The organism is Cupriavidus sp. DF5525, assembly GCF_040149425.2.
GTDB classification, from domain to species: domain Bacteria; phylum Pseudomonadota; class Gammaproteobacteria; order Burkholderiales; family Burkholderiaceae; genus Cupriavidus; species Cupriavidus pickettii_A.
Genome location: NZ_CP168265.1, coordinates 1,568,766 through 1,590,017 on the forward strand (window position 1 = coordinate 1,568,766; position 21,252 = coordinate 1,590,017).

At 66.8% G+C, this 21,252-nt stretch carries 15 protein-coding genes and 2 tRNA genes; 9 read left to right on the forward strand and 8 right to left on the reverse strand.

Annotated features, from left to right (window positions below; genetic code table 11):
- Positions 1 to 32: 32 nt before the first annotated feature.
- The 8 genes from mnmC (at position 33) to ABNX08_RS07485 (ending at position 11,020) form a co-directional block, all read left to right on the forward strand.
- Entirely contained in the window at positions 33 to 2,006 is a 1,974-nt protein-coding gene (gene mnmC / locus ABNX08_RS07450) for a bifunctional tRNA (5-methylaminomethyl-2-thiouridine)(34)-methyltransferase MnmD/FAD-dependent 5-carboxymethylaminomethyl-2-thiouridine(34) oxidoreductase MnmC (RefSeq protein ID WP_349604618.1), read from the forward strand.
- 220 nt (positions 2,007 to 2,226) lie between these two features.
- On the forward strand, positions 2,227 to 3,582 hold the full coding sequence (tig, locus tag ABNX08_RS07455) for a trigger factor (protein WP_022534551.1): 1,356 nt from the start codon (positions 2,227 to 2,229) through the stop codon (positions 3,580 to 3,582).
- Between the two features lie 103 nt (positions 3,583 to 3,685).
- Positions 3,686 to 4,336 (forward strand): ATP-dependent Clp endopeptidase proteolytic subunit ClpP, encoded by a 651-nt coding sequence (gene clpP / locus ABNX08_RS07460; RefSeq protein WP_022534552.1) that lies wholly within the window; start codon positions 3,686 to 3,688, stop codon positions 4,334 to 4,336.
- A 267-nt stretch (positions 4,337 to 4,603) separates the two neighbouring features.
- The gene (gene clpX, locus ABNX08_RS07465) at positions 4,604 to 5,881 is read left to right on the forward strand and encodes an ATP-dependent Clp protease ATP-binding subunit ClpX (protein WP_022534553.1); all 1,278 of its coding nucleotides are present in this window, start codon (positions 4,604 to 4,606) and stop codon (positions 5,879 to 5,881) included.
- Between the two features lie 254 nt (positions 5,882 to 6,135).
- The gene (lon, locus tag ABNX08_RS07470; protein ID WP_022534555.1) at positions 6,136 to 8,547 is read left to right on the forward strand and encodes an endopeptidase La; all 2,412 of its coding nucleotides are present in this window, start codon (positions 6,136 to 6,138) and stop codon (positions 8,545 to 8,547) included.
- 196 nt (positions 8,548 to 8,743) lie between these two features.
- Positions 8,744 to 8,819 (forward strand) — tRNA-Val (locus tag ABNX08_RS07475).
- 50 nt (positions 8,820 to 8,869) lie between these two features.
- A tRNA-Asp gene (locus tag ABNX08_RS07480) sits at positions 8,870 to 8,946 on the forward strand.
- A 139-nt stretch (positions 8,947 to 9,085) separates the two neighbouring features.
- Positions 9,086 to 11,020 carry a SurA N-terminal domain-containing protein gene (locus ABNX08_RS07485; protein ID WP_349604614.1) on the forward strand — a complete coding sequence of 645 codons (1,935 nt, stop codon included), beginning with the start codon at positions 9,086 to 9,088 and terminating at the stop codon, positions 11,018 to 11,020.
- Between the two features lie 79 nt (positions 11,021 to 11,099).
- On the opposite strand, the gene ABNX08_RS07490 is transcribed toward ABNX08_RS07485, so the two are convergent.
- Entirely contained in the window at positions 11,100 to 11,750 is a 651-nt protein-coding gene (locus ABNX08_RS07490; RefSeq protein ID WP_022534557.1) for an arylesterase, read from the reverse strand.
- Here ABNX08_RS07490 and ABNX08_RS07495 point away from each other — a divergent pair.
- Complete coding sequence (locus ABNX08_RS07495; RefSeq protein ID WP_022534558.1) at positions 11,749 to 12,447, forward strand: ABC transporter ATP-binding protein; 699 nt, start codon at positions 11,749 to 11,751, stop codon at positions 12,445 to 12,447. The genes ABNX08_RS07490 and ABNX08_RS07495 overlap by 2 nt on opposite strands.
- 15 nt (positions 12,448 to 12,462) lie before the next feature.
- Here ABNX08_RS07495 and pgi read toward each other — a convergent pair whose 3' ends face one another.
- The 7 genes from pgi to ABNX08_RS07530 all read right to left on the reverse strand — a co-directional run bounded on the left by pgi (position 12,463) and on the right by ABNX08_RS07530 (position 21,141).
- Positions 12,463 to 14,106 (reverse strand): glucose-6-phosphate isomerase, encoded by a 1,644-nt coding sequence (pgi, locus tag ABNX08_RS07500; RefSeq protein WP_022534559.1) that lies wholly within the window; start codon positions 14,104 to 14,106, stop codon positions 12,463 to 12,465.
- A gap of 135 nt (positions 14,107 to 14,241) precedes the next feature.
- A complete protein-coding gene (locus tag ABNX08_RS07505) occupies positions 14,242 to 15,207 on the reverse strand; it encodes a DMT family transporter (RefSeq protein ID WP_022534560.1) in 966 nt (321 codons plus the stop codon).
- On the reverse strand, positions 15,204 to 16,805 hold the full coding sequence (locus ABNX08_RS07510) for a bifunctional ADP-dependent NAD(P)H-hydrate dehydratase/NAD(P)H-hydrate epimerase (RefSeq protein ID WP_022534561.1): 1,602 nt from the start codon (positions 16,803 to 16,805) through the stop codon (positions 15,204 to 15,206). The genes ABNX08_RS07505 and ABNX08_RS07510 overlap by 4 nt, the downstream gene beginning before the upstream one ends.
- A gap of 5 nt (positions 16,806 to 16,810) precedes the next feature.
- Entirely contained in the window at positions 16,811 to 18,109 is a 1,299-nt protein-coding gene (locus ABNX08_RS07515) for a D-amino acid dehydrogenase (RefSeq protein ID WP_022534562.1), read from the reverse strand.
- Positions 18,110 to 18,181: 72 nt separating this feature from the next.
- Entirely contained in the window at positions 18,182 to 19,492 is a 1,311-nt protein-coding gene (locus tag ABNX08_RS07520) for a TRAP transporter large permease (protein WP_022534563.1), read from the reverse strand.
- Positions 19,492 to 20,043, reverse strand: coding sequence for a TRAP transporter small permease subunit (locus tag ABNX08_RS07525; RefSeq protein WP_022534564.1), 552 nt, complete (start codon positions 20,041 to 20,043; stop codon positions 19,492 to 19,494). The genes ABNX08_RS07520 and ABNX08_RS07525 overlap by 1 nt, the downstream gene beginning before the upstream one ends.
- A 132-nt stretch (positions 20,044 to 20,175) precedes the next feature.
- The gene (locus ABNX08_RS07530) at positions 20,176 to 21,141 is read right to left on the reverse strand and encodes a TRAP transporter substrate-binding protein (RefSeq protein ID WP_022534565.1); all 966 of its coding nucleotides are present in this window, start codon (positions 21,139 to 21,141) and stop codon (positions 20,176 to 20,178) included.
- Positions 21,142 to 21,252: the final 111 nt, after the last annotated feature.

Below are 21,252 nucleotides of genomic sequence, written 5' to 3' on the forward strand. Positions count from 1 at the left end.
GAATCCGCTCGGGCATCTTGCTTCCGTATCCCATGCCGCGCGCACTCGAGCCCGCCGAGCCCATCCTGTCTGCCGAAGGCACCCCGTATTCCCCCCGCTACGACGACGTCTACCACAGTACCGAAGGCGGGCTGGCGCAGGCCGCCCATGTCTTCCTCGGCGGCAATGCGCTGCCGCAGGGGTGGGCAGGCAAGCACCAGTTCGTCATCGTCGAGACCGGCTTCGGCCAGGGGCTGAATTTCCTGGCGACCTGGCAGGCCTGGCGCGACGATGCGCAGCGCTGCGGCACGCTGCATTTCATCTCGATCGAAAAACACCCCTTTACCCGCGAGGGGCTGGCGCAGCTGCACGCCGGTCTCGACGGGCTGCAGCCGCTGGCGCAGGCGCTGCAGGCGCAATGGCCGTTGGCGCTGCCGGGGCTGCACCGGCTGGCCTTCGACGGCGGGCGGGTGGTGCTGACGCTGGCGCTGGGCGACGTGGAGCAGATGCTGCCGCGGCTGGTGGCAGGAGCCGATGCCTTCTACCTGGACGGCTTCTCGCCCGCGCGCAATGCCGACATGTGGTCGCCGGCAGTGTTTCGCGGCCTGGCACGGCTGGCGCGGCCCGGCGCATCGCTGGCCACGTACACGGCGGCCGGCTTCGTGCGGCGCGGGCTCAGGGAAGTGGGTTTCGAGGTCAGCAAGGCACCGGGCTTCGGCGGCAAGCGCGACATGACGGTGGCGCGGTTCCGTCCGCAATGGAAAGCGCGCCGCCACGCGCCGCCGCTGGCGGGCCAATGGCCGCAGCGGCATGCCATCGTGATCGGTGCGGGGCTTGCCGGCTGTGGCGTGACCGAGCGGCTGGCCGCACGCGGCTGGCACGTGACCTTGTTCGATGCCCACGGCGGGCCGGCGCGCCTGACCTCGGCGCATCGCGCCGCGGCCATGCATGCGCACCTGTCCGCGGACGACACCCTGCTGTCGCGGCTCTCCCGCGCCGGCAACCAATACGCGCTGCGCGCCTGGGCGGCGCTGGCCGAGGCCGGGCACCCGGTCGGCTGGCATGGCTGCGGCGTGCTGCAGATTGGCGAGGATGAAGCCGCCAGCGAGGCGCAGCGCGCCGCGCTGGCGGCGATGGGCCTGCCGGAGTCGTTCGTGCGCTGGATGGGAGCCGAAGAGGCCGCCGCGTCGCACCGGGCGGGCGTGCCGCGCGGTGGGTTGTGGTTCCCGGACGGCGGTTGGGTGGCGCCGCCCGACATCTGCGCCGCGCAGCTGGCACGCGCGGGCAATGCGGTAACAGCGCGCTTCGGCTGCCGCGTCGCCGCGATCGCGCGGGACGGCGAGCAGTGGCAGGCGAGGGCGGAAGACGGCAGCGTGCTGGCGTCGGCACCCGTGCTCGTGCTGGCCAGTGCGCACGAGGCGCAGCAACTGCTGCCCCGGCAGCACTGGACCATTCGCCGCGTGCGCGGCCAGTTGACCACGCTAGCGCCGGCACAGGTCGATGCGATCGGCGGCTGGCCGGACTGCGTGGTGACCGGAGCCGGCTACCTGCTGCCGCGTGCCGCCGACGGCACCGGCCGCGTCGGCTCCAGCTACGATGCCGACGAAGGCCCGCTGGTGGAGCGCCCGGAAGTCCACGCCGCCAACCTGGCGCGCCTGGCCGGGCTGCTGCCGCGGCAGGCGGACGCGGTGGCCGGCATCGATCCCGCAACGCTTGCCGGCTACGTGGGCGTGCGTACGGTATCGCACAACCGGCTGCCGCTGATCGGCCAGGTGCCCGACGAGGCAGCCGCGGTTGCACACGCCGCGTCGCTGCGCGGCGCGCACCTGCGCGACCTGCCGCGCATGCCGGGACTGTACGCGGCCCTTGCCTATGCGTCGCGCGGCCTCACCTGGTCCGCGCTGGGCGGCGAACTGCTGGCCAGCCAGATCGAGGGCGAGCCGCTGCCGCTGGAGTCCGACCTGGCCGATGCCGTGGATCCGGCACGCCTGCTGCTGCGTGCGCTGCGGCACGGGCAGGCGGGATAGTGGCAAGCCCTCCGGCAGTGCGGTTCCATGCCCGTTCCGGGTAAAAACTGCCGGAAGCGAATGAAAACCGTGCGATAATCCCCGTTTTCCGTTTGCGCGGAGCTTTCCGTGCGCCGGTGCCATGGCCTGGCCGAATCGCCAGTGCCGCAACACAGGCCGGTACGCGCGCAAGCAGTAGCACCTACGAACACAACTACATTTCTGGATTGGATCTACGACCATGTCGAACGTGATTGAGAACCTCGGCAAGCTGGACCGCAAGGTGACCCTGGCCATCCCCAAGGCCGAAGTGGAAAAGGAAAAGCAGGAGCGCCTGGTTCGCCTGTCGAAGACCGTGAAGATGTCGGGCTTCCGTCCGGGCAAGGTGCCGATGAAGATGGTCGAGAAGCAGTACGGCCAGCAGGTCGAATTCGAAGTGCGCTTCGACAAGGCCGCGCGCAAGTTCTTCGACCTCACCAAGGAGCAGGACGTCAAGGTTGCCGGCCAGCCCAAGTTCGAGGTCAAGACCGAAGGCGTGGGCGAGGACGAAGTCGCATTCGACGCCATGTTCGAGGTGTACCCGGAAGTGACCATCGGCGACCTGGCGGCTGCCGAGGTGACCCGCACCACCACTGAAATCACCGATGCCGAAGTCGACAAGACCATCGACATCCTGCGCAAGCAGCGCGTGCACTACCACACCCGCGGTGAAGCCGGCGAGCATGGCGACGGCGGTGCCGACGTCGCCGCCCAGAACGGCGACCGCGTTACGCTGGACTTCGTCGGCAAGATCGAAGGTGAAGAGTTCGCCGGCGGCAAGGCCGAAGACTTCCCGTTCGTGCTGGGTGAAGGCCGCATGCTGCCCGAGTTCGAGCAGGCCGCGCTGGGCCTGAAGGTCGGCGAAAGCAAGACCTTCCCGCTGGCCTTCCCGGAGGACTACCACGGCAAGGAAGTGGCCGGCAAGACCGCCGAGTTCACGGTGACCCTGAAGAAGATCGAGTGGGCCCACCTGCCGGAAGTCAACGAAGCCTTCGCCAAGTCGCTGGGCATCGCCGACGGCAGCGTCGAGAAGATGCGCGCCGACATCCGCGAAAACCTCGAGCGCGAAGTGAAGCGCCGCACGCATTCCATGCTGAAGGACCAGGTCATGGAAGCGCTGCTGAAGGCCAGCGAGCTGGACGTGCCCAAGGCCCTGATCGAGCAGGACCAGGAGCGCCTGGTCGAGATGGCCCGCCGCGACCTGGAACAGCGTGGCATGCCCAACGCCAAGGACATGCCGATCCCCGCTGAAATGTTCGCGCAGCAGGCCGAGCGCCGGGTCAAGCTGGGCCTGATCCTGGCCGAGATCGTCAAGGCCAACGGCCTGGAAGCCAAGGCTGACCAGATCAAGGCTGAGATCGAGGACTTCGCCAAGAGCTACGAAGACCCGAAGGAAGTCATGCGCTGGTACTACGGCGACCAGCAGCGTCTGGCCGAAATGGAAGCCTACGTGCTCGAAAACAACGTGGTAAATTTCGTGTGCGACAAGGCGAAGGTCACCGACAAGAAGGTGTCCTTCGAGGAACTCACCGCCGACGGCAACCAGCAACAAGCCTGAGGCCGGGGATGACCCGCCGTCCCGCGCTGCGGCGCGGGGGCGGGCCGGTTCCACCGAGTTTTACAATCGGGCCTGTCATTCGACGAATCCATGGAGAACCTGCATGACCCGCAATGATTTGCTTGACCGTCTCGCCACCACGCAGGCTTCGGCACTGGATACCCAGGGTCTCGGGCTGGTGCCGATGGTCGTCGAGCAGTCCGGCCGGGGCGAGCGCGCCTATGACATCTATTCGCGCCTGCTGAAGGAGCGCGTGGTGTTCATGGTGGGCGAGGTCAACGACCAGACCGCCAACCTGGTGGTGGCCCAGCTGCTGTTCCTCGAGAGCGAGAACCCCGACAAGGACGTGTCGCTTTACATCAACTCGCCGGGCGGTTCCGTATCGGCGGGGCTGGCGATCTACGACACCATGCAGTTCATCAAGCCCGACGTGTCCACGCTGTGCATGGGCATGGCGGCGAGCATGGGCGCCTTCCTGCTGGCGGCCGGTGCCAAGGGCAAGCGTTTCGCGCTGCCCAACTCGCGCATCATGATCCACCAGCCGCTGGGCGGCGCGCGCGGCCAGGCCTCGGATATCGAGATCCAGGCGCGCGAGATCCTGTACCTGCGCGAGCGGCTCAACACCATCCTGTCGGAAGTGACGGGCCAGCCGGTCGAGAAGATTGCCCGCGACACTGATCGCGACAACTTCATGAGCGGCGACCAGGCGGTGGACTACGGCCTGGTGGACAAGGTCATCGCCCGCCGCGGCTGATGCCGATGGCCGCCGGGACGCAAGCCGCGGCGGTCGCCACGGTATACCGGGCCAGCCGTTTCAAGCGGCCGGCCGGGCGCCGCAGCATTGCCCAAAATGGCGAAGGCTACACCGGAACGAGGCCTCGTGCCTCGTTTTTTGCTTTTGCCCCACAGCCGGGGGGAACCGCCGGTGGTGCCAATTGTTTTGGCGTATGATCCGTTTGAAGCGTATCGCCGAGGAGCCTGTCGCCCCGCGGTGTGCGCACTGCAAAAGTGACTGATTCCTATGGCGGACAAAAAAGGTTCATCCAGCGAAAAGCTTCTCTACTGCTCCTTCTGCGGCAAGAGCCAGCATGAGGTGAAGAAGCTGATCGCAGGCCCGTCGGTGTTCATATGCGACGAATGCATCGACCTGTGCAATGAGATCATTCGCGACGAGGCCACTGCATCCGAGAAAGACGGCGCCGCGGCCGCGCGCTCCGACCTCCCCACGCCCCATGAGATCCGGGAAAGCCTGGACCAGTATGTGATTGGCCAGGAACAGGCCAAGAAGATCCTGGCCGTCGCGGTCTACAACCACTACAAGCGCCTCAAGCACCTCGGCAAGAAGGACGATGTCGAGCTATCCAAGAGCAACATCCTGCTGATCGGGCCGACCGGCTCGGGCAAGACGCTGCTCGCGCAGACGCTGGCGCGCCTGCTCAACGTGCCGTTCGTGATCGCCGACGCGACCACGCTGACCGAAGCCGGCTACGTGGGCGAGGACGTCGAGAACATCATCCAGAAGCTGCTTCAGAACTGCAACTATGAGGTTGAGAAGGCGCAGCGCGGCATCGTGTACATCGATGAGATCGACAAGATCTCGCGCAAGTCCGACAACCCGTCGATCACCCGTGACGTGTCGGGCGAGGGCGTGCAGCAGGCGCTGCTCAAGCTGATCGAAGGCACGATGGCGTCGGTCCCGCCGCAAGGTGGCCGCAAGCACCCGAACCAGGACTTCCTGCAGGTCGACACGACCAACATCCTGTTTATCTGCGGCGGCGCGTTCGATGGCCTGGAAAAGGTCATCATGCAGCGTTCGGACAAGACCGGCATCGGCTTTGCCGCGCAGGTCAAGAGCAAGGAAGAGCGCGACGCCAGCGAAGTGCTGCCGCAGACCGAACCGGAAGACCTGATCAAGTTCGGCCTGATTCCCGAGCTGATCGGCCGCCTGCCGGTGGTCGCCACGCTCGCCAAGCTGGACGAGACCGCGCTGATGCAGATCCTGGTCGAGCCCAAGAATGCGCTGGTCAAGCAGTACCAGAAGCTGCTGGCGATGGAAGGGGTCGAGCTGGAAATCCGTCCCGGCGCGCTGTCGGCCATCGCCCGCAAGGCGATCCGCCGCAAGACCGGCGCCCGCGGCCTGCGTTCGATTCTCGAACAGTCGCTGATGGACGTCATGTACGACCTGCCTAATTACAAGGGCGTGCAGAAGGTGGTGATCGATGAAAATACGATCAACGGGGATGCACCACCGCTGCTGATGTACGAGGAGCAGCAGCCCAAAGTGGCAGGGTCCAACTGACGCGAGGCTGCCAGCGTGGTGAAGTGGTCAGGACCACACCGGCAGCAAGGCGGAAAGGCCGTTCGCGTAGAAGCGAGCGGCTTTTTTTTCTTTATTCGGCCGACGAGAAGGAGGAAACGCGGGTATGCTGTTTCAGAGGGGCCTGCAAGTGCAGGGAGCGGCATCTGCCTGCCTTGGCGAATCGATTGGCACGTATCTTGTAATCGATTCGGGCGGCCCAATTTACGCCTTAATAGACTGACTTGGGGAAAATGATGTCCGGAACACAACTCCTCCCGGCCGAGCCGATTCGCCTGCCACTGTTGCCGCTGCGCGACGTGGTGGTGTTTCCGCACATGGTGATCCCGCTGTTCGTGGGACGCCCGAAGTCCATCAAGGCGCTTGAGACTGCGATGGAGGCGGGCAAGAGCATCATGCTCGTGGCCCAGAAGACGGCGGCCAAAGATGAGCCGACCGCCGACGACCTGTATGAGGTCGGCTGCATCGCCAATATCCTGCAAATGCTGAAGCTGCCCGACGGTACCGTGAAGGTGCTGGTCGAGGGTACGCAGCGCGCGAACATCCGCGAGGTGAGCGAGGACGATTCGCACTTCATGTGCGAAGCCGTGCCCGTGCCGCCCGCACCTGGCGAAAGCGCCGAGACCGAGGCCCTGCGCCGCGCGATCGTGTCGCAGTTCGACCAGTACGTGAAGCTCAACAAGAAGATCCCGCCGGAGATCCTGACCTCGCTGTCGGGCATCGACGAGGCAGGCCGCCTGGCGGATACCATCGCCGCACACCTGCCGATCAAGCTCGAGCAGAAGCAGAAGATCCTGGAGATGGTCAATGTGACCGAACGCCTGGAAAGCCTGCTGTCGCAGCTCGAGGGCGAGATCGACATCCTTCAGGTCGAAAAGCGCATCCGTGGCCGCGTCAAGCGCCAGATGGAGAAGAGCCAGCGCGAGTACTACCTGAACGAGCAGGTCAAGGCCATCCAGAAGGAACTGGGCGAGGGCGAAGAAGGCGCCGACCTGGAAGAACTCGACAAGCGCATCAAGGCTGCGCGCATGCCGAAGGAAGCCAAGAAGAAGGCCGACGCCGAATTCAAGAAGCTCAAGCTGATGTCGCCGATGTCGGCCGAAGCCACCGTCGTGCGCAACTACATCGACACGCTGGTGAACTTGCCGTGGCGCAAGAAGAGCAAGGTCAACAACGACCTCGCCAACGCCGAGCGCGTGCTGGATGAAGACCACTACGGCCTGGAGAAGGTCAAGGAACGCATTCTCGAGTACCTCGCGGTGCAACAGCGCGTGGACAAGGTGAAGGCGCCGATCCTGTGCCTGGTCGGGCCTCCCGGCGTGGGCAAGACCTCGCTCGGCCAGTCGGTGGCACGCGCGACGAACCGCAAGTTCGTGCGCATGGCACTGGGTGGCGTGCGTGACGAGGCCGAGATCCGCGGCCACCGCCGTACCTATATCGGTTCGATGCCGGGCAAGATCCTGCAGAGCCTGTCCAAGGTCGGCGTGCGCAATCCGCTCTTCCTGCTCGACGAGATCGACAAGATGGGCATGGATTTCCGCGGCGATCCGTCGTCGGCGCTGCTCGAGGTGCTGGACCCGGAACAGAACCACACGTTCCAGGACCACTACATCGAAGTGGACTTCGACCTGTCCGACGTGATGTTCGTGGCGACGTCGAACTCGCTCAACATCCCGCCGCCGCTGCTCGACCGTATGGAAGTGATCCGCCTGTCGGGTTACACCGAGGACGAGAAGGTCAATATCGCACAGCGCTACCTGCTGCCCAAGCAGATCAAGAACAACGGTCTGAAGGCAGGCGAGATCGAGGTTGCCGAAAGTGCGATCCGCGACATCATCCGCTACTACACGCGTGAAGCGGGGGTGCGTTCGCTGGAACGCGAGGTGTCCAAGATCGCGCGCAAGGTGGTCAAGCTGCTGCTGCTGAAGAAGGAGTCGGGCACGATCAAGGTCGATTCCGAGAACCTGGACAAATTCCTGGGCGTGCGCAAGTACGACTTCGGCCTGGCCGGCAAGGAAAACCAGGTGGGCCAGGTGACCGGGCTGGCGTGGACCGAGGTGGGCGGCGACCTGCTGACCATCGAAGCCGCGATCATGCCGGGCAAGGGCAACATCACGCGCACCGGTTCGCTGGGCGATGTGATGAAGGAGTCGGTCGAGGCCGCACGTTCGGTGGTGCGTTCGCGGGCACGTCGCCTGGGTATCACGGATGAGATGTTCGAGAAGCGCGACATCCACATCCACGTGCCCGAAGGCGCTACGCCCAAGGACGGGCCGTCGGCTGGCGGTGCCATGACCACGGCGCTGGTGTCGGTGCTGACCGGTATCCCGGTGCGTGCGGATGTCGCCATGACCGGCGAGATCACGCTGCGCGGCGAGGTGCTGCCGATCGGCGGGCTGAAGGAGAAGCTGCTGGCAGCCCACCGGGGCGGCATCAAGCTGGTGCTGATCCCGGAGGAAAACGTCAAGGATCTGGCCGAGATCCCCGACAACGTGAAGAACGCCATCGAGATCGTGCCGGTCCGCTGGATCGACAAGGTGCTGGAACTGGCGCTCGAGCGCAAGCCCGAGCCGTTGTCGGAAGAGGATGCCAAGCCCGCCGAAGTGGCGGACAAGGCCGCGGCCAAGGTCGAGCGACTGCATCATTGACGTAGTTCGCGGGTTTAGCCGCGTGAAATGAACGCCGCAGGGCAGCAATGCCCGGCGGCGTTTTTTTATGCGCACGGCCTTGGCAAACTGAAATCTCTTGTATTACACTTGCGCCCTCGCAACGCAAACCACGGCATCTGCCGCGAGGTGCGGAGCGACAAGCAACCTGCAGGCAGCCAGCCTGCGATGGTCGAGCGGGTGCTTAGCTCAGTTGGTAGAGCGGCGCCCTTACAAGGCGTAGGTCGGGGGTTCGAGCCCCTCAGCACCCACCACCGCTCCCCATCGCAAGCGCGGTACCACGCTGGCAGGAAGCACCGACAAAGGAGTGGTAGTTCAGTCGGTTAGAATACCGGCCTGTCACGCCGGGGGTCGCGGGTTCGAGTCCCGTCCACTCCGCCAAGTTTTTCGAAGCGCCCGCGTCAGCGGGCGTTTTCCATTGCACGCCATGTTTCCCGCCCTGCACAAAGGGCGCGCGCCCACCGGCTCCTGCTAGAATCGCGGAGTTTGTCCTTCGTGCCAATCCACTACCCGAATCCGCATGCTTGATTTCGTACGCAACAACCGGCGCCTGATGCTCTTGCTGCTGCTGGTGCTTGTTTTCCCGTCGTTCGTGTTCTTCGGCGTGGAGAGCTACTCGCGCTTCATGGACAGCTCGCACGACGCCGCCAAGGTCGATGGCCGCGCCATCAGCGTGCAGGAAATCGACAACGTGGTACGCGACCAGAGCGAGCGCGCGCGCCAGATCCTGGGTGCCAGCTATGACCCGCGCCAGTTCGAAGGCCCGGAGGCGCGCAAGGCGGTGCTGGAGCAGTTGATCCTGCAGCGCGTGATGGCCAGTGCAGTGGCGCGCGAGCACCTGACCGTGTCCGACGCCAAGCTGCTCGAAGAGATCAACAGCCTGCCGGCGATCGCGCAGCTGCCGCGCAAGGCGGATGGCAAGGTCGACGACAAGGCTTACCTGCAGCTGCTGCAGTCGCAAGGCATGTCGCCCGAGCAGTTCGATGCCCGCATGCGCTTCGAACTGGCCACGCAGCAACTGGGCGCGTCGATCGCCGCCACTGCCTTCGTGCCCAAGTCGCTGCTTGACCGCCTGATCGCTGTGCGCGACCAGCAGCGCGACGTGCAGATGCTGCTGTTCAAGCCGGCCAGCTACACCGCCAAGGTGCAGCCCGACGCGGCCGCGCTGAAAGCCTACTACGACAGCCACAAGGCGGAGTTCTCGGTGCCGGAGCAGGCCAAGGTGGAATACCTGGTGCTGTCGGGCGAGGCGCTGGCCGCAGCGCAGACGGTCACGCCGGAAGAGCTCAAGTCGTACTACGAAAGCAATATCGCGCGCTTCCGCACCGATGAGCAGCGCCGCGCCAGCCATATCCTGATCGTCGCGCCCAAGGATGCGCCTGCCGCCGAGCGCCAGGCTGCCAAGGACAAGGCAACCAAGCTGCTGGAAGAGTTGCGCAAGCATCCCGAGACCTTTGCCGACGTGGCCAGGAAGCAGTCGCAGGATCCGGGCTCGGCCGAGAAGGGCGGCGACCTGGGCTTCATGGGACACGGCGCGCTGGTCAAGCCGTTCGAGGACGCCATGTACGCGCTCAAGGACGGCCAGATCAGCGACGTCGTGGAAACCGACTACGGCTTCCACATCATCAAGCTGACCGGCATCAAGCCGTCGGAAACCAAGCCGCTGGATGCGGTGCGCCCGGAACTTGAAGCGGAGCTGCGCAAGCAGTTCGCCGACAAGAAGTTCGCCGAGCAGGCCGACGCCTTCGGCAACACCGTCTACGAACAGGCCGACAGCCTGAAGGCGGCCGCCGACAAGTTCAAGCTGTCCATCCAGACCGCCGACAACGTGACGCGCCAGCCCAACCCGGCACTGGGCGCGCAGAATCCGCTCAACAACGAGAAGGTGCTCAAGGCGCTGTTCGGCGACGACGCCATCAAGAACAAGCGCAACACCGAGGCCATCCAGGTCGCGCCCAATACGCTGGTGGCCGCGCGCATCGTCGAATACCGTCCGGCGACCGTGCGCAAATTCGAGGAAGTCGAAGCCAAGGTGCGTGAGGGCTATATCGCCCAGCAGGCTGCCGAGGCGGCACGCAAGGAAGGCGAAGCGCGGCTCGAGGCGCTGAAGAAGGCCGACAACGCCACCGGCTTCGGCGCGGTGCAGACCGTGGCGCGCGCCAAGGCCGAAGGCGTCCCGCCCAAGGCCGTGGAAGCGGTGATGCGTGCCGATGTGACCAAGCTGCCGGCGGTGGTGGGGGTCGACCTGGGTGCCGAGGGCTATGCGATCTACCGCATCACCAAGGTCAACCAGCCGGCGCAGGCCAACCCGGGGCAACGTCAGGCCGAAGCGCAGCAGCTGTCGCAGCTCGCCGGCCAGACCGACCTGCAGGCGTTCTATGAAAGCCTGAAGGCGCGCTCGAAGGTGGAGCTGCTGACGCCGGCTGGTAGTTCGCAGGCGCAGGGCGGCGAGTAAGCGCCGGCGCAACGCTGCAAGTAAAAACCCCTGCCGAAGCGGCAGGGGTTTTTACTTTTACAGGCACCGTCAGGGCCCCTTATTTCGTGCCGCTGCGCTTGAGCATCGGCTTGAGCTGCGGCCACACCGTCTCAAGCAGCGCCGGCTGCGCCGCGGCGGTCGGGTGGATGCGGTCGGGCTGGAACCAGTCCTGCCGGGTGATGACCTTGTCGAGGAAGAAAGGCACCAGCCGCACCTTGTATTCGCTGGCCAGCTTCGGGTACAGCGAGACGAACTTCTCCGTGTAATCCTGGCCATAGTTGGGCGGGATACGCATGCCAATCAGCAGCACGCCGGCGCCGGCCTTCTGCGCGGTGGTAACGATATTGCGCAGATTGGCTTCGGTGGTTTGCAGCGGCAGCCCGCGCAATGCGTCGTTGGCGCCGAGCTCTACCACCACGATCGCCGGGCGATGCCGCGACAGCAGCTCCGGCAGCCGCGTCTTGCCGCCGATGGTGGTCTCGCCGCTGATGCTGGCATTGACGACGTTATAATCGAAGCGCTCCTGCCGCAGCCGGTCCTGCAGGAGCGTGACCCAGCCCGTGCCGCGCGTGATGCCGTATTCGGCGGACAGGCTGTCGCCCAGCACCAGCAGCGCCGGTGCAGCGGCCTGGGCCGCCCCCGACATCGTCAGTGCCATGCAGCCTGCCAGCAGCAGCCTGCGCCATTTGCCTCGGATCCTTATATCCATGTCCTCTTCCATTCTCGCCGTCGAGTCTCTCGGAAAGACCGTTGCCGACACGACAGGTTCGCTGACGATTTTGCACGACGTGTCCTTTTCCGTCACGCCGGGCGAAACGCTCGCCATCGTGGGGGCATCCGGATCGGGCAAGTCGACGCTGCTCGGGCTGCTCGCGGGGCTGGACCTGCCCAGCGCCGGCACCGTGCACCTGCAGGGCCAGGACCTGTATGCGCTCGACGAGGACCAACGCGCGGCGCTGCGCGGCCGCCATGTCGGCTTCGTGTTCCAGTCGTTCCAGCTGGTCGCTCACCTGACCGCGCTGGAAAACGTAATGCTGCCGCTGGAGCTGCGCGGCGAAACCTCGCAGGTGCGCGAACGCGCGGTGGACATGCTGCAGCGCGTGGGCCTGGGCGCGCGGCTCGGGCACTACCCGCGCACGCTGTCGGGCGGCGAGCAGCAGCGCGTGGCGCTGGCGCGCGCGTTCGTGGCGCGCCCGGATATCCTGTTTGCCGACGAGCCGACCGGCAGCCTCGATACCGCCACCGGCGAAGCGGTGATCGCGCTGATGTTCGAGCTCAACCGCGATGCCGGCTCTACGCTGGTGCTGGTCACGCACGACCGCTCGGTGGCGGCGCGCTGCGCCCGTATCCTGACCATCGACGCGGGCCGCGTGGCCAGCGACGAATGGATGGGCGCGGAAGTCTAGCGGCCTGGCAGCGGTCTAGCTCGCCGCGCCGGCCTTCAGCACCGCGCGGGCGCGGTCGATCAGCGCCGAGGTCGATGCATCGTGCTGGCCCGTGCTGTCGCCGGTCAGCTCGGCCTCGATCGGGCGCGCCAGGATCTTGCCCAGCTCCACGCCCCACTGGTCGAACGAATTGATGTTCCAGACTACGCCCTGCACGAAGGTGCGGTGCTCGTACAGCGCAATCAGCGCGCCCAGCACATGCGGCGTCAGGTCTTCCATCAGCAGCATATTGCTGGGCCGGTTGCCGTCGAACACCATATGCGCGATGCGCACCTCATCGGTCAGGCCGGCGGCGCGCAACTCATCGGCGCTGCGCCCGCGCATCAGCGCCTCTGCCTGCGCGAAGCAGTTGGCCAGCAGCTTGGCATGATGGCCCGGCAGCCGGCGCGGCGGTACCAGCGGCGCGACGAAGTCCACCGGCACCACCTGCGAGCCCTGGTGGATCTGCTGGAAGTAGGCATGCTGGCCGTTGGTGCCGGCCGTGCCCCACACCACTGGCGAGGTATGGGTGCGCACGCGCTGCCCGTCGAGCTGCACCGATTTGCCGTTGCTCTCCATCTCCAGCTGCTGCAGGAACGCGGGAAACAGTTCCAGCGAGGTGGAGTAGGGCGCCATGCAACTGGTCGGCAGGTGCCAGAAATTGCGGTACCAGATGCCCAGCATGCCGAGGATCACCGGCATGTTGCGCTCCAGCGGCGCGGTGCGGAAGTGCTCGTCCATCGCGCGCCCGCCTGCCAGCAGGTCGGCAAAGGCATTGAAGCCCACCGCCAGCGTGATCGACAGGCCGACCGACGACCACAGCGAGAAGCGCCCGCCGATCCAGTCCCAGAACTCGAACATATTGGCCGGGTCGATGCCGAACTCGCGCACCGCGTCGGTATTGGTCGAGACCGCGACGAAGTGCTTCGCCAGATCGCCCTCGGCCACGCCGTTGGCAACGAACCAGGCGCGCGCGCTGCGCGCATTGGCCATGGTTTCCAGCGTAGTAAAGGTCTTGGAGCAGACGATCACCAGGGTGTGTTGCGCATCGAGCCGCACCAGCGTCTCGGCCAGGTCGGTGCCGTCCACATTGGAGACGAAGTGCATGCGCGGGCCGGCCTGGCCGTCGGCGTCGGACAGGTGGGACAGCGCGCGGCACACCATGCGCGGCCCCAGGTCGGAGCCGCCGATGCCGACATTGATGACGTCGGTGATGCGCTCGCCGGTGGCGCCTTTCCAGGCGCCGCTGCGCACGCGCTCGGAAAAGTCGCGCATGCGCACCAGCACCTTCTGGATCGCCGGCATGACCTGCTCGCCGTCGACCTTGTAGCCGGCGCCGGCGGTGGCGCGCAGTGCGACGTGCAGCGCTGCGCGATCCTCGGTGGTGTTGATGTGTTCGCCGGCGAACATCGCGTCACGACGCTTTGGCACGCCGGCTTCGGCGGCGAGCTGCACCAGCAGCCGCATGGTCTCAGGCGTGATGCGGTTCTTCGAGTAGTCGAGATAGAGCCCGGCGGCTTCCATCGAGAATTGCGCGACGCGTTGCGCGCCTTCTCCGTCGAACCAGTCGCGCATCTGTGCGTCGCGAAGGGTGTCGTGGTGCCGCAGCAGGGCATTCCAGGCGTGAAGGTCAGTGGGCATGCAGGGCGAGGAAGTTGCAGGAGCGCGAGTGCGCCCGGCGGCGCACCATTGAAAGTATATCGCTTACGCCGGCGCACTTTGGCTGACGGCGCACGCAAGTCGTTACCACATGCAACATAGCAGGCGGCATGCCAGCTAAGTATCGGACATTGTCTGACGGCGTGCGGCCCCGAGGCGACTGGCCACCGCACGCAGCACCGGCTCGCCGCCCGCGACGCACAGGCCACCCACGCAGATGATGGCGATACCGCCCGCGGTGGTCCAGTCTGGCAGTTGGCCGAAGGCCAGGTAGCCGATCACCGTGGCCGACACGATCTGCAGGTACAGGAAGGGGCTGAGGAACGACGCATCGGCGTACTGGAAGGCGCGGATGACGAAGTAGTGGCCCAGGGACCCGGTAATCCCCGCGGATAGCAGCAGCGCACATTGCAGCGGCGTGGGCCAGGCGCTGAACCAGAAGAACGGCACGATCAGCGTGGTCAGGCAGGCGCCGGTTACGCCGCTCTGGATCAGCGTGGTTATCGGCGCATCGTGCGCGGCGATGCGACGCGTCAGCATCTGCATTAGCGCGAACACCAGCGCCGATACCAGGCCCAGGCCCACGCCGAGCGGACTCAACTGGCCGCCCGGGCGCACGACCACCAGCATGCCGGCAAAGCCGACCACCACGCCGGTCCAGCGCATCCAGCGCGCATGGCGTCCGGGGCGTTCGCCCAGCAGCCACGGGGACAGCGCCACCACAAACAGCGGCGCGCAGAAGTTCAGCGCCGTGGCCTGCGCCAGCGGCATCAGCATCAGCACGCTGAAGAACACCAGCGTCGACACCAGCATCAGCCCGCCGCGCAGCCATTGCAGCCCGGGCTTCGCGGGGCGCCATTGGCGGCGCCAGCCGGCCGGGCCGAGCAGCAGGAAGATCGCGACCACATGGCCGACATAGCGCACCCATGCCACCGCCACCAGCGGCAGTCCTTGCTGTGTCAGGGTCTTGCTGGTGGCGTCGAGCAGGCTCAGGATCCATTGCCCGACCACCAGCAGCGCGATGCCGGTGAGCAGGTGACGCCGGTCGGCCGGATCGCGCAGCAGTGCCGCGCGCGCCGTCATGCGCCGGCTCCGGACAGCAACTGGTTGAATACGGATCGCGCCGGCATATACAGTTCGCTCGCGGTGACGCCGGCGGGGCCCGTGCCTTGCGCGACGAGCACATCGGCGGCGCGGCCGTGGATCCACACCGCCGCCTGCGCCGCGGCGAGCGGCGGCATGCCTTGTGCCAGCAGTGCGCCCAGCATGCCGGCCAGCACATCGCCGGTGCCGGCGCTGGCGAGCGCCGCGTTGCCGGTCGGGTTCAGCGTGCAAGGGCTGCCGTCAGGCGCGGCGATCACGGTGCCCGATCCTTTCAGCACCACCACGGCTTGCCACTGCGTCGCCAGCGCCGCGGCAGCAGCGGGCCGGTCGCGCTGTATCTCGGCAACGGGGGCGCCCATCAGTCGCGCGGCCTCCAGCGGGTGCGGCGTCATCACGCACGGTGCGCCGCCGGCGGCGAGCGCGCCCGCCAGCGCCGGATCGGCGGCCAGCAGGTTCAGCGCATCGGCATCGAGCACCAGCGGCACCGGAGCGCCTTGCAGCAGGCGCGCGAACTGCCGGTGCGCGTTGGCGTCCGTGCCCATGCCCGGGCCGATCACCAGCGCTGATATCGAGGACAGTGGCAATCCGTCCAGCGGATGCAGCATCAGCTCGGGATGCTGCGGATCGACCAGCGGCGCCGACTGCGCCAGAAAGCCGATATGCACCTTGCCCGCACCCAGGTACTGCGCCGCGCGCGCGCCCAGCAGCGGCGCCCCGGTCATGCCGAGATTGCCCCCAACGATCGCCAGCGAGCCATGTGTGCCTTTGTTGCTGGCATGGTGGCGCCGCGGCAGCGCGGCATCAAACAGGGCGGGGCCGTTGACCATGGCATCGGGCGCCTCGGCCAGCGGGGCGTTGTGCCCAATCCCGAGCCCGATCGGTGCGATATCCACCGCGCCCGCGCAGTCGCGCCCGTCCAGTGTCAGCAGGCCCGGCTTGGCGGCGATAAAGGTCAGCGTGCGCTGCGCGCGGATGGCGGGCGCACCGGCGCCGGTGTCGGCGAACAGCCCGCTGGGGATATCGAGCGCGAATACCGGCAAGGCACTGCGGTTGACCTGTTCGATCCACCACGCCATGGCGCCGCCAGCCGGCCGGTTCAGGCCGATGCCGAGCAGGCCGTCGACGAGTGCGGCGGTGTCCGCGGGCCAGTCAATGTCATGCGAGGTGTCCATGGTCGCCACCACGCGCACCGGCACGCCTGCTGCGCGCGCCTGCTGCCAGGCGATGGCGGCATCGGCCGGCAGGCGGTCGGGGTCGGCGGCCAGCCACAGCTGCACCGCGCGGCCGTCGCCGTGCAGCTGTGTGGCGGCCACCAGCGCATCGCCGCCGTTGTTGCCGGGGCCGGCCAGGAACAGCAGCGGTCCTGCCGGTGCGTGTTGCGCCAGCCATTGCGCCGCGGCAGTGCCGGCGCGGGACATCAGCGTGAAGGCGGGCAACTGCCCCAGCGCGGCGCTCTCGATGCGGCGGATGGCGGCCACATCGTAGAGGGCAATGGGGGAGGGTGAGGCCGCGTCAAGCGCGAACCAGCCGTCGCCATTGTCTTGCGGCGAGGCGGTGGAGGAGTCAGAGAGGCTCATGTTGGCTATCTGGCCGGCCCGAGCCCGTAGCGGTCCGGCAGCAGGCCTTCCATGTCGATGTCGGGGCCGCCGGAGGCAGCGGCACTGGCGGCGATCTGGTCAGCCACAATCTTGCCCGATCCGCAGCTCATCGCCCAGCCCGTCGAGCCATGGCCCAGGTTGAGGAACAGGCCGGGCACCGAGGTGGGCCCGATCAGCGGCGGCCCGTCCGGCAGCATCGGCCGCGCGCCGGCCCATTGGGTGGCTTCCTGGTAGTTGCCGGCCACCGGGAACCAGTCGCGCGCGACCTTGATCAGCGTGCGCAGCGCCGCGGGCCGCAGGTCCAGCCTGCGCGAACCCAGTTCCGCCGTGCCCGCCACGCGCAGCCGGTTGCCCATGCGCGTGATCGCGATCTTGTACGACTCGTCCATCAGCGCGCCCAGCGGCGCCTGCAGCTCGTCGCGGACCATCACCGTCACCGAATAGCCCTTGACCGGATATAGCGGCACGCGCAGGCCCAGCGGATGCAGCAGCGCGGTGCTGTCGGCGCCGGCGGCGACCAGTATGCGGTCGCCGCTCAGCACGGGGGCGGCGCCATTCTTGCCGTCTGGCGACAGCTCGACCTGCAGCTTGCCGGCCTTGTCGGGCCGGATGCGCATCACCTGCGTGTCAAAACGGAAGGACACCCCCGCCGCCTCGGCATGCCGGTGCAGCGCGCGCACGAACATCGGGCAATTGCCCGACTCGTCTTCGGGCAGGTGCAGGCCGCCGGCCAGCGGCGTGTCGGCGGCGAGGCCCGGCTCGATGCGGCGGCATTCCTGCGCGCTCACCAGCCGGTGTGGGACGTTGTTCTCGCGCAGCAGCGCCACGGCGGGCGCGGCCAGGTCCAGGTCGCGCGCGCTGCGGAACAGTTGCAGGTAGCCCTGCGACTGCTCGTAGTCGATCTCCAGCTCGGTGCGCAGCCGGTGCAGGCAATCGCGGCTGTAGAAGGCCAGGCGCTGCATGCGCAGCTTGTTGGCGCGGTAGCGTTCCAGCTTGCATTCGCCCAGCCAGCGCGCGATCCAGCGCCACATGGCGGGATCCGCGGAAGGGCGGAACACCACCGGCGCCTCGCGGGCAAAGAGCGTGCGCAGGACCTTGCCGGGCATGCCCGGGGCGGCCCACGGCGTGACATAACCGGGCGCAATGACGCCGGCATTGCCAAAGCTGGTCTCCTGCGCAGGCGCGCCGCGGCGCTCCAGCACGGTCACGTCGAAACCGGCCTGCCGCAGGTACCAGGCGGAACAGACGCCGATCGCGCCGGCGCCGATGACGATCACATGCATCTGGCGGGTTGCCTCCACGTTGCCGCCGCGCCGGCAGTCGGTCGGACAGCGGTCCGGGCGGCCCGGCCTATGCTATTTGACTTCCTTCTGCATGACAATGTCCGGCAGCCAGGTGACCACGTTGGGCCAGATCGTGATGATGGCGATGGCCACCACCATCATCATGAAGAAGGGCAGCGATACCCGGGCGATGTAGTTGCTGTCCTTGCCCGTCATGCTCTGCAATACGAACAGGTTGAAGCCCACTGGCGGCGTCACCTCCGCGATCTCCACCAGCAGCACGATAAAGATGCCGAACCAGACGAGGTCAAAGCCGGCCGCCTGCACCATCGGCAGCACCGTCGCCGTGGTCAGCGCGATCATCGAGATGCCGTCCAGCGCGGTGCCCAGCACGATGTAGATCACCGTCAGCACCGCGATCAGTGCCCACGGCGACAGGTGCAGCGCCGCCACCCACTCGGCCAGCGCGCGCGGGATGCCGGTAAAGCTCATGGTCACCGACAGGAACGAGGTTGCGCCCAGCACGAACATGATCATCGCCGTCAGCCGCGTGGCCGACATCAGGCTGTCCCAGAACGCCGCGCGTGTCAGCGAGCCGCCCGCCCAGGCCAGCGCCAGCGACGCCACCACGCCGTAGGCGGCGGCCTCGGTGGCGGTGGAGTAGCCGCTGATCATGATCCAGGCGATAAAGGCGATCAGCACGATGCACGGCAGCAGCTGCCGGATCGACGCCAGCCGCGTGCGCCAGCCGAAGTGCTCCGAAGCCGGGGTCTTGTCCGGGTTGGCCAGCGCCCAGACCACGATATAGCCCGAGAACAGCACCATCAGCAGCAGACCCGGCAAGAAGCCGGCCAGGAACACGCGGATGATCGACACGTCCGCCGAGACCGCGTACACCACCATCGTGATGGACGGCGGGATCAGGATGCCCAGTGTGCCCGCGCAGGACAGCGAACCGAGCGTGATGCGCTCGTCGTAGCCGCGCCGCGTCAGTTCCGGCAGCGCCGACTTGGCAATCGTCGCGCAGGTGGCTGCCGACGACCCCGACACCGAGCCGAAGATGCCGCAGCCCAGGATGTTGACGTGCATCAGCCGCCCGGGCAGCCAGTTCAGCCACGGCGAGAGGCCGCTGAACATCTGCTCGCTCAGCTTGGTGCGGAACAGGATCTCGCCCATCCAGACAAAGAGCGGCAGCGAGGCCAGCGTGTAGGACGCGCTCGACGACCACCACGCATTGGCCAGGCTCACCAGCGCCTCGCGGTCGGAAAACACCACCAGGCCGACCCAGGAGGTGACCGCGATGGCCACCGGGATCCATGTGCCGATCGCGAGGAAGACGATCAGCACCACCAGCAGGACCAGCGCAACCAATACCGTGCTCATCAGACTGTCTCCCCGAAATCGCCGGCGGCGAGCTTGGCTTCCTGCGCCAGCTGGTAGCGCGGCTTGTGCCGGCGCACCACGCGCAGCCATTCATCGGCAACCGCCAGCAGGAAGCCGATGCAGCCCAGCACCGCGAAACTCTGCGGAATCCACAGCGGGATCACGATCTGGCCTTGCGAGACGTCTCCGATCTCCCAGCTCTGCCAGGCGAAGGTGCCCAGCGCCCAGGCCGCGTAGGCGGCGAACGCCACGCAGATGGAGAGCGACAGCACCTCCAGCGCCCAGCGCCGGCGCGGGCCGACCGCCTCCAGCAGCATCTCCACGCGCACGATGCCGCCGTGCTGGAAGGTCTGTCCGAGAATCAGGAAGGCCGAGGCGGCGCACAACCAGGCCACGAAATCGTCGCCGCCCTTGAACGTCACCGCGGTTTCGCGCGAGAGCGACATCAGCACCATGATCACGCAGACCGTGAGGATGCACAGCGCGGCGAGCGTGGCGAAGAGGTCGAGCAGGCGGTCAAGCCAGCGCTTGGGAAGAGGGGGAGTTGGCATGATGGGCAGCGGTTGGGAAAACAACAACGCGCAACGGCATCGGCCCCGCGCATAGGGCATGTGAGCGGGATCCCGGCGGCGCTTACAGACGCCGGGATCCCCCCTGCGCGGGCATGACGAGCCGCGGCGGCTTTACTTGCGATACGCGTCGAGAATGGCCTTGCCATCCTCGCCCGCACCCTTGGCCCAGTCATCCACCATGACCTTGCCCACCTTCTGCATGTCGGCCTTGAGCTGCGGCGAAGGCGGCTGCACCGTCATGCCGTTGCGCGACAGCGTCGCCAGGTATTCCTTGGTCTTCTGCTCCGAGACCTGCCAGCCGCGCTTCTCGGCATCGGCCACGGCCTTGAGCAGCGCGTCCTGGCTCGGCTTGTCCAGCGCGGCAAAGGCCTTCTTGCTGACCACCAGCATGTTCTTGGGCAGCCAGGCGTCAACGGTGTAGAAGTACTTCACGCTTTCCCAGACCTTGGTGTCGACCCCCGTCGCGCCCGACGACATGAAGGAGTTGACCGTGCCCGTGGCCAGCGCCTGCGCCAGGTCGGCGGCCTGGATGGTCACCGGCTGCGCGCTCACCAGCTCGGCGATGCGCGAGGTGGCAGGGTTGTACGCGCGCCACTTCAGGCCCTTCATGTCCGCGGCTGAATTGATCGGCTTGCTGGCATAGATGCCCTGCGGCGGCCAAGCCACCGCGTACAGCAGCTTCAGGCCCTGCTTGTCGAGCACCTTCTCGGTGACCGGGCGCGACGCCTGCCACAGCTTGTAGGCATCGGTGTAGCTTGTGGCGAGGAACGGCACCGCATCGACGCCGAACACCGGGTTCTCGTTGGCCAGCAGGGACATCAGGATCTCGCCCATCTGGACCTGGCCGGTCTGCACGCCGCGCTTGATCTCATTGGCCTTGAGCAGCGACCCGTTGGGATGCAGCACGATCTTGAGCTTGCCGCCGGTGGCCTTGTCCACGTCGCTGGCCATCTGCTGCAGGTTCTCGGTGTGCAGGTTGCTGACCGGGTAACCGGTCGGCAGGTCCCACTTGGTATCCGCCTGTACCGTCATGGCGGCCAGCGCCAGGCCGGCCGCAACGATTGCCTTGACTCGCATCTCGATCTCTCCTGGTGTGCGCGCGGGGGCGCGGTTGTACAGCTTGTTGCGTACTACCTGGTGCCGCCTGCATGTCGGACTGCAGGCAGCGCAAGATCAACGGCGCGGATT

What these genes read in the sequence shown, in the direction of transcription:
- mnmC (WP_349604618.1), top strand. Translation starts at nt 33, where the DNA reads ATGCCGCGCGCACTCGAGCCCGCCGAGCCCATCCTGTCTGCCGAAGGC.
- tig (WP_022534551.1), top strand. Translation starts at nt 2,227, where the DNA reads ATGTCGAACGTGATTGAGAACCTCGGCAAGCTGGACCGCAAGGTGACC.
- clpP (WP_022534552.1), top strand. Translation starts at nt 3,686, where the DNA reads ATGACCCGCAATGATTTGCTTGACCGTCTCGCCACCACGCAGGCTTCG.
- clpX (WP_022534553.1), top strand. Translation starts at nt 4,604, where the DNA reads ATGGCGGACAAAAAAGGTTCATCCAGCGAAAAGCTTCTCTACTGCTCC.
- lon (WP_022534555.1), top strand. Translation starts at nt 6,136, where the DNA reads ATGTCCGGAACACAACTCCTCCCGGCCGAGCCGATTCGCCTGCCACTG.
- ABNX08_RS07485 (WP_349604614.1), top strand. Translation starts at nt 9,086, where the DNA reads ATGCTTGATTTCGTACGCAACAACCGGCGCCTGATGCTCTTGCTGCTG.
- ABNX08_RS07495 (WP_022534558.1), top strand. Translation starts at nt 11,749, where the DNA reads ATGTCCTCTTCCATTCTCGCCGTCGAGTCTCTCGGAAAGACCGTTGCC.
- ABNX08_RS07490 (WP_022534557.1), bottom strand. Translation starts at nt 11,750, where the DNA reads ATGGATATAAGGATCCGAGGCAAATGGCGCAGGCTGCTGCTGGCAGGC.
- pgi (WP_022534559.1), bottom strand. Translation starts at nt 14,106, where the DNA reads ATGCCCACTGACCTTCACGCCTGGAATGCCCTGCTGCGGCACCACGAC.
- ABNX08_RS07505 (WP_022534560.1), bottom strand. Translation starts at nt 15,207, where the DNA reads ATGACGGCGCGCGCGGCACTGCTGCGCGATCCGGCCGACCGGCGTCAC.
- ABNX08_RS07510 (WP_022534561.1), bottom strand. Translation starts at nt 16,805, where the DNA reads ATGAGCCTCTCTGACTCCTCCACCGCCTCGCCGCAAGACAATGGCGAC.
- ABNX08_RS07515 (WP_022534562.1), bottom strand. Translation starts at nt 18,109, where the DNA reads ATGCATGTGATCGTCATCGGCGCCGGCGCGATCGGCGTCTGTTCCGCC.
- ABNX08_RS07520 (WP_022534563.1), bottom strand. Translation starts at nt 19,492, where the DNA reads ATGAGCACGGTATTGGTTGCGCTGGTCCTGCTGGTGGTGCTGATCGTC.
- ABNX08_RS07525 (WP_022534564.1), bottom strand. Translation starts at nt 20,043, where the DNA reads ATGCCAACTCCCCCTCTTCCCAAGCGCTGGCTTGACCGCCTGCTCGAC.
- ABNX08_RS07530 (WP_022534565.1), bottom strand. Translation starts at nt 21,141, where the DNA reads ATGCGAGTCAAGGCAATCGTTGCGGCCGGCCTGGCGCTGGCCGCCATG.